The organism is Amycolatopsis rhizosphaerae (assembly GCF_007713715.1).
Lineage (GTDB): Bacteria > Actinomycetota > Actinomycetes > Mycobacteriales > Pseudonocardiaceae > Amycolatopsis_E > Amycolatopsis_E rhizosphaerae.
Genome location: NZ_VJWX01000254.1, coordinates 1 through 10,171, shown reverse-complemented (window position 1 = coordinate 10,171; position 10,171 = coordinate 1). Strand labels below are relative to the sequence as shown.

Annotated in this window: 8 protein-coding genes; 3 read left to right on the top strand and 5 right to left on the bottom strand. The window is 70.8% G+C overall.

The features are described from left to right. Positions 1 to 286: 286 nt before the first annotated feature. The gene (locus FNH05_RS22825) at positions 287 to 1,288 is read right to left on the bottom strand and encodes a LysR family transcriptional regulator (RefSeq protein WP_144590761.1); all 1,002 of its coding nucleotides are present in this window, start codon (positions 1,286 to 1,288) and stop codon (positions 287 to 289) included. Between the two features lie 122 nt (positions 1,289 to 1,410). Here FNH05_RS22825 and FNH05_RS22820 point away from each other — a divergent pair, with 122 nt between their 5' ends. Beyond that, complete coding sequence (locus FNH05_RS22820; RefSeq protein WP_144590760.1) at positions 1,411 to 2,697, top strand: MFS transporter; 1,287 nt, start codon at positions 1,411 to 1,413, stop codon at positions 2,695 to 2,697. On the opposite strand, the gene FNH05_RS39785 is transcribed toward FNH05_RS22820, so the two are convergent. Beyond that, positions 2,643 to 4,493 (bottom strand): serine/threonine-protein kinase, encoded by a 1,851-nt coding sequence (locus tag FNH05_RS39785; RefSeq protein WP_186382681.1) that lies wholly within the window; start codon positions 4,491 to 4,493, stop codon positions 2,643 to 2,645. The genes FNH05_RS22820 and FNH05_RS39785 overlap by 55 nt on opposite strands. Before the next feature lie 106 nt (positions 4,494 to 4,599). Here FNH05_RS39785 and FNH05_RS22810 point away from each other — a divergent pair, with 106 nt between their 5' ends. Beyond that, entirely contained in the window at positions 4,600 to 5,670 is a 1,071-nt protein-coding gene (locus FNH05_RS22810) for an HpcH/HpaI aldolase/citrate lyase family protein (RefSeq protein ID WP_144590758.1), read from the top strand. After that, on the top strand, positions 5,667 to 6,536 hold the full coding sequence (locus FNH05_RS22805; protein ID WP_281287627.1) for an HpcH/HpaI aldolase/citrate lyase family protein: 870 nt from the start codon (positions 5,667 to 5,669) through the stop codon (positions 6,534 to 6,536). The genes FNH05_RS22810 and FNH05_RS22805 overlap by 4 nt, the downstream gene beginning before the upstream one ends. A 7-nt stretch (positions 6,537 to 6,543) precedes the next feature. On the opposite strand, the gene FNH05_RS22800 is transcribed toward FNH05_RS22805, so the two are convergent. The 3 genes from FNH05_RS22800 to FNH05_RS22790 all read right to left on the bottom strand — a co-directional run. Beyond that, complete coding sequence (locus FNH05_RS22800; RefSeq protein ID WP_144590757.1) at positions 6,544 to 8,385, bottom strand: hypothetical protein; 1,842 nt, start codon at positions 8,383 to 8,385, stop codon at positions 6,544 to 6,546. A 29-nt stretch (positions 8,386 to 8,414) separates the two neighbouring features. Next, the gene (locus FNH05_RS22795; protein WP_144590756.1) at positions 8,415 to 9,785 is read right to left on the bottom strand and encodes an amidase; all 1,371 of its coding nucleotides are present in this window, start codon (positions 9,783 to 9,785) and stop codon (positions 8,415 to 8,417) included. Positions 9,786 to 9,795: 10 nt separating this feature from the next. Then, on the bottom strand, positions 9,796 to 10,171 hold a 376-nt coding region (locus tag FNH05_RS22790), incomplete at its 5' end, for an SDR family NAD(P)-dependent oxidoreductase (RefSeq protein ID WP_144590755.1).

Here is a 10,171-nt window from a genome sequence, read left to right as displayed (position 1 = left end):
GGTGGGAAATGACCGGGTTCCGCCGGCCACCACCGCGTCTCCGGTGTGCCCTGGTGTAACCGCCACGAGTCCGCCTCCTTTTGCCCTGCACTGCGTCCGAGGTGCCGCTTCCCCCTCGTGAAAAGTGGCACATGAATTGAGTACCAGGGCGGTGGCCGCGGGTCTCGGGTAAGCGGAGCGGCTGCGATCGGCGGCGCCGAACGGTCGGTGACCGGTCGATGAGCGGTTTTTCGACTTCAGTCCGACCCCGCCGCCGAACGGGTGAGAAGGGGTTGAGCGGCGCTACTCAGAGGATCTCCGTACCGCCAAACGGAGCAATTCGTGATCTTGTCTGCCTGTTGTTGCCGTCGCCGCGGCCCGGTGCCGTTGCCCAGGACGGGCGCCAGACCGCCCCGGGAAACGGTTTCAGCCCCGCGAAGTGGTCGATGATCGCCCGCAGTCCCGGGTGCGGATTCGTTCCCCGGAACATGAGGGAGAGTGGATAGACGAGCGTCGGGTTCACGATCGGGATGCGGCGCAGGTCGTGGTTCGCCGGCCAGACGTACCGGTCGCGCGCGCCGACGAGGGTGGCCACGTCGGCGGAGTCCGCCAGGGCGTCGAGAAGTACCTCGTCACCGAAATTCGGCCCTGCCGCGTCGATGCGGAGGTCGAACTCCGTGGCGAGTTCGTCGTAGAACTCCCCCCATTCGCTTCGGGGTGCGATGCCGGGCACCCAGATCCGGAGCTTGCGCAGCCGGGACGGGGTCAGTGTCCGCGCGGAGGCGAGCGGATGCCTCGGGCCGACGAGGAGTTCCAGCGGGGAGTCGAAGACGTGGATCATGTGCACGTCGCGCGGCAGCAGGCCCGGATCGGTGACGGTGCGGAACGAAGCGTCGATCTCGCCTGCCTCGACGGCGGCGGCCGCCACGCGAGGGTCGTCGACCCTGAGGGTCACCACGTCGAGGTCGGTTTCCGGATGCGAGCGCCAGTAGTCGTGCAGGATGACGGCCTGCGCGCTTCGCAGGCCGAGAACGTCGATCCGAAGGGCCCGCGAGCCCGGTCTGATCGCGGTGATGGCGCGATCGACAGCCGCGACGATGCTGCGTGCATGTGGGAGGAAAGCCCGGCCGTCGAGCGTGAGTTCGACCCCTCGGGCGGTACGGGTGAACAGGCGGACCCCCAGCTCGCGCTCCAGGGCGGCGATCCGCTTCGAGACCGCCTGCTGTGTCACGCCCAGTTCGTCGGCCGCGTGCTGCAACTGTCCGAGCTCGGCCGCCCGGACGAACGACCGCACTGCCTTGGTGTCCATCGGGTCCAGACTAGGTACGCACAACCGATCGTTGTGGCTCGCCGCGAGGCGGTTGTTTGATCCCGCGGTCGTGCAGCCGCTGTGATGCAGGGACCCGAACATCGGTTGTCGCTGAGGAGCGTGTGCGCGTGAAACTGGGGGCTGCTTTCGGCTGGTTGTGGTCGGCCTACGCCGTGAGCACGTACGGCACGTGGGTCGCCTTCGGAGCGTTCCCGCTCATCGCGGTCCGAGTACTGCACTCGCCCGCATTCGCCGTTTCGCTTCTGGAGGCGGCCGGGCTGGCCGTCGCGGCGGCCCTCGCGCTCCCGCTCGGCCCGTGGGTCGAGCACCGGCCCAAACGTCCGGTGATGATCGGGATGGATCTGGCCCGGTTCCTCGCGATGGCGAGTATTCCGGTCGCGTACTTCCTCGGTCTGCTGTCCTACGGCCAGTTGCTGGTCGTCTCGGTCGTCTCCGGCACCGCGGGCATCGCCTTCACGGCCGCTTCCGGCGCGTACCTGAAACACCTCGTCCCCAGCGAACACCTCCTCACCGCGAACGGGAGATTCGAGGGCACGAGCTGGGTGGCGACCGCGGTGGGCCCGCCCCTCGGCGGCGCGCTCATCGCCCTGCTCGGCCCGGTCATCACCGTCGTGGCCGACGCCCTCAGCTACCTGCTGTCCGCGCTCGGGATCCTCCGCATCCGCGGAGGCGACGTCGCGGCACCCCGCGACCCGGCCACCGGACTGCGCGGAGCCGACCTGCTGCGGGGCTGGCGGTTCATCCTCCGCGACCGCGCGCTCCGGCATCTGTTCCTCAACTCGATCCTGGTCAGCGGCCTGATCATGGCGGCGTTCCCGCTCCTGGCCGTCCTCCTGCTGGGCGAGTACCACTTCCCGGCCTGGCAGTACGGTCTCGCCTTCGGTGTCCCGGCACTCGGCGGCTTCGTGGGTGCCCGCCTGTCCGCACGCCTCGTCCGGCGTCACGGACGGCACCGGGTCATGACCGTCTTCGGCTGGCTGCGATCGCTCTTCCCGCTCGGTCTCGCGTTCGTCGGCCCCGGCGTTCCGGGACTCCTCACCGTGATCCTCGTCGAGGGACTGCTGATCACCTGCATGGGCGTCTTCAACCCGATCTACGCCACCGAACGCCTGCAGCGCACCCCCGCGGACCACGCGGCCCAAGTCCTCAGCACCTGGAGTGTCAGCAGCAAACTCCTGCAGGCCACCCTCATGGTGATCTGGGGCATCCTCGCCACACTCACCAGCCCCCTCGCCGCGATCACCATCTCCGGCGTTCTCCTGCTCGCCACCCCGCTCCTGCTGCCCAAACGGACGCACCTGTCCGACCCCGCACCGGTAGGCACTCGGGACGGTCAGAGCAGGAGTGCCCGGGCCTCCGGGGTCATGAGATCGGAAAGATCCCGGTAGGGCACGACGATCTCGGTCGGATCGCACACCATCGGGTAACCGAGGGCACTGGCTTCGACCACGAAGGTCACGCCGTCCTTCGCGAAGCCGACCTGCAGCGCTCCCGTACCCGCCGGGGTATAAGGGTCCAGATCCCCGGGTTCGAGGCCACGCACGTCGTTCACCGGAGGGGTGCCACCGCAGAAGCCCCCCGGCGAGCGAGCGAGGATCCGCTGACTGAGAAGCGACATCCCCTGAGCGCTCTTCGCGATGTCGCGGAAGACGTCCGCCGCGGTCAGTGTCCGCCCGGTGGCCAGATCGAGGTTGATCGTCCGCACGCCCGCCGCTCCGTGGTTGCCGAACTGGGCCGAGTCGACGGTGAGCGTGTACTGCACCGACAGCACCTTCCGGTCCTGGCGGTCGATCTTGACCTCGTTGTGCACGTGCGGGATGTCGCCGTTCTGCTCGGGACCGTTCACCCCCTGCCGGACGTAGCCGATCCACTGGTCCAGCGGGGCCATCAGTGCGGCGTTGACGCGTTGCTGCACGGCCGGATCACCGATCCCGGAGACCCGCGCGTACTGGGCGCTGACGTCGAAGGTGCCGTCGTTTTCGGTTCGGGTGGGCAGGTCGACCACCAGCGCGACCGGGGTGGCGCTCGTGGTTCCCGCGGCTACCGGCGGCGGGTTCCCGTTGGCGCCCGAAGGTGCGGTGCCCACCACGACCGCGACGACGACGGCCGCCGCGACCAGAACCGCGCCGACGATGGCGGCGATCACCTTCCCGCTCACCGCCACCCCGGCGGCGGCCGTCCCGGCGGTTCCGGCGGTTCCGGCCACACTGCCCGCCGCGGTACCGGCCGCGGTGGTGCCCACGGTCCCGGCAGCGGTCCCAGCGGCGGTTCCGGCGGCGAGGCCGGGAGCGACCGCGGTCCCGGCGCCGAGCAGCGCCAGCGGCGACAGCGCCAGGAGCACCCCGGCGCGCTGCGCGAGCCGGAGCAGGCCCCGCTCTTCCCAGTCCTCGCCGTAGCCCGCGATCGCGGCGGCTTCGAGTTCGGCGACGAACTCGGCGGCGCCGAACGGCCGGCCGGTGGGCGCCTTCGCCATGCCACGGGCGATCAACGCGCGCACCGGCTCCGGCGCCAGTTCCACCGGTACGGGCGCGTCCCGGTGCAGTTCGCGCAGTGTCTCGATGCTGTCGGCCTCGAACGGCCGCCGTCCCGTGACGCCGTGGAAGAACACGCAGGTGGCGGCGTAGACGTCGGTCGAGGGACTCGCCGGAAGACCCTCCCACTGCTCGGGCGCCATGTAGGCGGGCGTGCCCACGGGTACGCCCGCCTCGCCCGCGAGCACGGCGATGCCGAAGTCGACCAGCTTGCTCTCGCGGCCGGGGCCGACCAGCACGTTGTCGGGCTTGTAGTCGCGGTGCACGATGGCCACCCGGTGCGCGTCGGCAAGGCCGAGCAGCGAGCCCTTGAGCACCGCGAGGGCGCCTTCGGGCTCCAGCCGCCCGTCCGCGGCGAGCACCTCGCGCAGTGAGATCCCTCGCACGGCTTCCATGACGATCGCGGCACCCTCCGGGGTCTCCACGAACTCGTACAACCGGGTGACATGCGGGCTGTGGATCCGGCTGAGGATCGTGGCCTCCCGCCGGAAGGCGGCCAGGCGCGCCGGATCCAGCAGGTGCCGCCGGAACAGGTACTTGATCGCAACGACGCTGTTCGAGACGTCGTGCCGGGCCAGTACGACGCGGCCGAAACCGCCTTCGCCGAGTGCTTTCAGTTCGGTGAAACCGGGTAGCGACCATATGTCCACCACTCTGAGAGGTGAGCTGCGCCGCAGCGGTTCCCCTGGGTTCGCGGTTAGGGTTACTCGCCGGTTACCGTGCGAGTCACCACTAGTCACATTCGTTGGAGGATCATCGATGCGTTCGCCGAAGGACTTCTTCGCGCCGCTCGCGGTCGGGGCACCGGACCCGGTCCGGGAGATTCCCGCGCTGCCGTCGAGGATGATCCACTTCTTCGACCCCAGCAACGAAAAGATGGCCGCCAAGGTCCCCGACCTTGCCAAGAAGGTCGACGTCCTGCTGGGCAACCTCGAGGACGCGGTGCGTGCCGACCGCAAGGAGGCGGCCCGCAACGGACTGGTGTCCATCGCCAAGTCCACCGACTTCGGTGCCACCCAGCTGTGGACCCGGATCAACAGCCTCGACTCGCCCTGGGTCCTCGACGACCTGATCACCCTGGTCACCGAGATCGGCGACAAGCTCGACGTGATCATGGTGCCGAAGGTCGAGGGCGCGCAGGACATCCACTACGTCGACCGGCTGCTCGCCCAGTTGGAGGCCCGCGCGGGCCTGCGGCGCCCGCTGCTGGTGCACGCCATCCTGGAGACCGCGAGCGGGGTGGCGAACGTCGAGGAGATCGCCGGCGCCAGCCCGCGCATGCAGGGCATCTCGCTCGGCCCGGCCGACCTGGCCGCCAGCCGCCGGATGAAGACCACCCGCGTCGGCGGGGGCCACCCCGGCTACCTGGTGCGCACCGACCCGGTCGGCGACGACCTCGAGACCGGCCGCACCACCTACCAGCAGGATCTGTGGCACTACACCGTCGCGCGCATGGTCGACGCCTGCGCGATGCACGGCATCCTCCCCTACTACGGCCCCTTCGGCGACATCCGCGACGTGGTGGCCTGCGAGGACCAGTTCCGCAACGCGTTCCTGCTCGGCTGTGTCGGCACCTGGACGCTGCACCCGGTGCAGATCGACATCGCCCGCAGGGTGTTCTCCCCCGATCCCAAGGACGTCGCCTGGGCACGGCGCGTGATCGCCGCGATGGGCGACGGCACCGGCGCGGTGATGATCGACGGGAAGATGCAGGACGACGCCTCGGTGAAGCAGTGCCGGGTGGTGGCCGAGCTGGCCGACGCGCTCGCCACCCGCGACCCGGAACTCGCCAAGGCCTACGACGAAGCCACGAAGGAGGCGCTGGCGTGAGTCAGCTCGAGGTCAAACCCCGCCGGTCCGTGCTGTACATGCCCGGCGCGAACGAGCGCGCGCTGGAGAAGGCCAAGGCCCTCCCGGCGGACGCGCTCATCCTCGACCTCGAGGACGCCGTCGCGCCGGACGCCAAGGAAGCGGCCCGGGAACGGGTGTGCGCGGCCGCGGCCTCGGGCGAGTACGGCCGCCGCGAGGTGACGATCCGGGTGAACGGCCTCGACACCGAGTGGCACGACGCGGACCTGCGGGCCGCGGCGCAGGCCGGTCCGGCCGCGGTGGTGGTGCCGAAGGTCAACTCCGCGCACGACGTGCACAACATCGAACGCGCGCTGGAGCTGGGCGGGGCCCCGGACCACACCGCCATCTGGGCCATGGTCGAAACCCCGGTCGCGATGCTGCACGCCGAGGAGATCGCGGCGGCCAGCGAGCGGCTCACCGTGCTCGTGATGGGCACTAACGACCTGGCCAAGGAACTGCACGCGGAGTTCGTCCCCGGCCGCGCCCCGCTGCTCGGCGGGCTGTCGCTGTGCCTGCTCGCCGCGCGGGCCACCGGCAAGGTCATCCTCGACGGCGTCTACAACGACGTGAAGGACGTCGAGGGCTTCAAGGCCGAGTGCCTGCAGGGCCGCCAGTTCGGGTTCGACGGCAAGACCCTGATCCACCCCGGGCAGATCGAGCCGTGCAACGAGGTGTTTTCCCCGTCGGAAGCCGAGATCGAGCAGTCACGCAAGATCATCGCGGCCTTCGAGGAGGCCAAGGCCGAGGGCCGCGGCGTGGTCACCGTCGACGGCCGGATGATCGAGAACCTGCACGTCGACAACGCGCAGCGGATCCTCGCCCTGGCCGAGGCCTTCACCGCCTGACCGGCTTTCAGGTGAAGGTGCCGGGGTCCTGGAGCCAGTCGAGCGCCTTGCGGGCCGCGTTCGACACGGCGCGGTCGGGGTGGGCGACCACCATCGACTCCAGGACCTCCCGCGTGCTCGGGTGGCCGCAGATCGTGGCGTCGGCGAGGAAGAGCAGCTGGGCAGGCCGGGGTTGCGCGGCGAAGGACTCCATCGCCTTCTTCCGGCCCGCCGAGCGGATGTCCGCCGCCAGCACGTCCACCATGCTGTAGGTCCGCTCGCGCCCGCTGACCTCGCTGGCGTCGATCAACCCGGCTTCGAGCAGCCAGGCCAGCGCGGCGGGACCCGCCGCGGAGTGGTCCCGCAGCCCGGCGATCGCCGCCACCCCGGCCTCCCCGAACTCGCCGAGCAGCTGGAAGGCGCGCATGCGGTGCTCGAAGTCGTCCGTGCGGCGGGCGATCTCGGACAGTTCGACGATCGCGCGCTCGGGTTGCCGTGCCCGCAGCCACCGGCTCGCCCCCTCTTCGAAGGCCTCGGGGGACAGCTGCGCAATGCGGGTGAAGAACACCTCGGCCGTCTCGGCGGCCAGGTCGTCCAGGGTGAGCGTCGGGATACCCGCGTAGACCCGTGCGTCGTAGATCGCGCGGACGCCCAGCGGCAGGATCCGCACCACCTGCCGCTCCTCGGCGGGCACTTCGTCCACCGAGTCCACACCCGCGAAGTCGATCAGATCCGGGTAGTGCTCCTCACGGGCGGGCAGCAGCTCGACCAGGCCGAAATCGCTCAGCCTGCGCACCACGCGGAGCACCGGTTCGGCGTCCGAGGCGTACCGGGCCGTCTCGCCGAGGCCGTCGAGGATCTCGACCAGCATCGGGATGGTCGCGTAGTCGTGGTCAGCCTGCACCGATTCCAGCAGGTCCAGTGCGAGATGCCGGTCCGCGGAACGGCGCCGGACGGGCTCGCCGACCTCGGCGATCACATGCGGGATCGCCACGCGCCACAGCGCGAGCGGATCCTCCAGCACCGGCGCGGCCCGCTTGACCCGCACCAGCCTGCCCCCGCGGGCCCGGACCACGCCCGCCGTCTTCGCCAGCGACACCAGCTCCGCCGGGTCGTCCACGCCGAGCCGGTCCACCAGATCGCACGCGTCCGCCTCGGTGAGGCGGCCCTTGGCGGCCAGCTCACGTCCCTCGCCGACCCAGTCGGTGAACCGCCTCAGCCGCCGCACCACCGGGGTGCCGGCGGCGTCGGCCGCCAGCACCGACTCGGGGGCCAGCGCGAACACCGGGACGGGATCCTGCGGATCGACCTCGGGATCGCCGTCGTAGTGCCGGTAGGCGATCTCGTGCAGCAGACCCTGGTCGACGCCGATCTCGCCATGCTGCACGCGCTCGATGAACCGCTGCGCCTCGGCCTCGTCCAGCGGGTCGATGCCGTTCTCGGCCATCGCCACCGCCCAGAACTTGGCCAGGCCGAAGTTGGCCGGGTCCCGCATCGCCTCGTCGAAGCGGGGCCCGATCGCCCGTACGAACGAACGCAGCACCACCGGCGGTTCGCTGCGCATGTCGTACAGATCCGCGTCGTCGAGGAAGTCGAGCAGCGCCTCGACGGTGGACAGCACCGCGGAGGAATGCGGATCCAGCAGCACGACCTTGCGCGGGAACCAGTTCAGCAGCGCCCCGCGCAGGATCTCGCGGGTCCAGCGCCCCAGCAGGCCGTCGCGCTCGAACCGGTAGTCGAGCAGGGCGCCGGCGACCACGGGATCGACCACGCGTTGCCGCATCTGCGCCCACGCGTCGAGTTCGACGAGCAGGCGCTCACGAGCGTCGATGAAATCCTCTTCGTCCGCTCCCGTGTAGACCATGCGCATACCGAGATGGTCTCAAGTTCCGCCGCCGATTACACCTCAAGAGCGCGTTGCGGTTCCCGAATTAGTTCGAATGCTGCAGCCACCCGCAGCACTCCGAGGTCGTCGAAGCGCCGCCCCGCGATCTGGAGGCCGATCGGCAGCCCCTCGGAGGTGTAACCGCAGTTGAGGGACACCGCGGGCTGCCCGGACATGTTGTACGGCACGGTGAACGCGATGTGTTCGAAGGGCCGTGCCGGGTCGTTGGTGGGCGAGGGCCACTCCGCGGGCGGCGGCGGAACCGGGCAGGTGGGCGAAAGGACGAAGTCGAACGGCCCGGTCGCGCGCAGCGCCGCCACGCTGATCGCGTCGATCTGGGCGAAACCGCGGTAGGTCGCGGCACCGGAAACCCCGGCACCACCGCGTGCCCAGTCCGCGATGTACGGCAGCACCTTCGCGCGCCGCCGTTCGGGCAGCGCGCTGATGTCGCACCAGGCGCGCACCCGCCAGAACGTGTCGAGACCGTCGAGCATCTCCCTGGTCAGAAACGCCTCCACCGGTTCGACGATCGCTCCCGCCGCCTCGAACCGGCGAGCGGCGTCCGCGACCGCGGCGCGGATCTCCTCGTCGACCGGCAGCCCGACACCGGGATCGAGGTGCAGGCCCAGGCGCAGTCCGGCGAGACCGGTCTCGAGCGCGTGCCACGGGATCTCGGCCGGCGGCAGGCTCAGGTGATCGCGCGGGTCCGGCGCGGCCAGCAGCCCGGTGAGCAGCGCCGCGTCGGCCACCGTCCTGGTCAGTGGCCCGGCGACCCGGCCGAGGTAGGGCGGATGCACCGGCACCCGGCCGAAGCTGGGCTTCAGGCCGACCAGGCCGCACCAGCCCGCGGGCAGGCGGATCGACCCGCCGATGTCGGTGCCCACGTGCAGCGGGCCGTACCCGGCCGCGGCCGCCGCGGCCGCTCCGGCGCTCGATCCGCCCGGTGTGCGACCGGTGTGCCATGGATTGCGGCTCGCGGGGTGGAAACTGGACAGGCCGGAGGTGAGCATCCCGTAGTCGGGCATGGTGGTCTTGGCGAGCAGCACCGCGCCCGCCTCGCGTACGCGGGCCGCCGCCGGCGCGTCCTCGGCGGCGGGCAGCAGTTCGGTGGCCGCCGTGCCCAGTGGCACGGGAATGCCCTTGGTGGCGATGTTTTCCTTGAGCGTCAGGGGAATCCCGTCAAGCGCGCCGGCTTCCCCGTGGCGCCACCGCCGCTCCGACTCCTTCGCCGCGGCCCGCGCCCGCTCCGGTTCGTAGGCGTAGAGCGCGTGCAGCGTGGGTTCGAGGGCGTCGATGCGGTCCAGTACCGCCTCCGTCACCTCGACCGGGGACAGCTCGCGCCGTCGGTATCGCTCCAGCAGCTCGGTCGCGCTCTCCTCGATCAACGCGGTCCTCCTATTCCGGTGGCGTGTAGCGGCCGTCCACCGCGGTCCAGCCGCCGTCGACGGCGAGCACCGAACCGGTGACGAAACTGGCGGCGTCCGAAGCGAGGTAGACCACCGCACCGGCCAGCTCCTCGGCGCGGGCCCACCGGCCGAGGGCGCTCTTGCCCGCGTACGCCGCGTACCACTCGGGACTGGCCTTGATCTGCGCGGTGAGCGGCGTTTCCACCACCCCGGGCGCGATCGCGTTCACCCGCACCCCGGACGGCCCGAACTCGGCGGCCGCGGTGCGCAACAGCTGCACCAGACCGGCCTTGGTCGCCGCGTACGGCCCCTGACCGGGCTCCACCGTCGTCCCGCGGATGGACGAGAAGGCGATGATGCTGCCC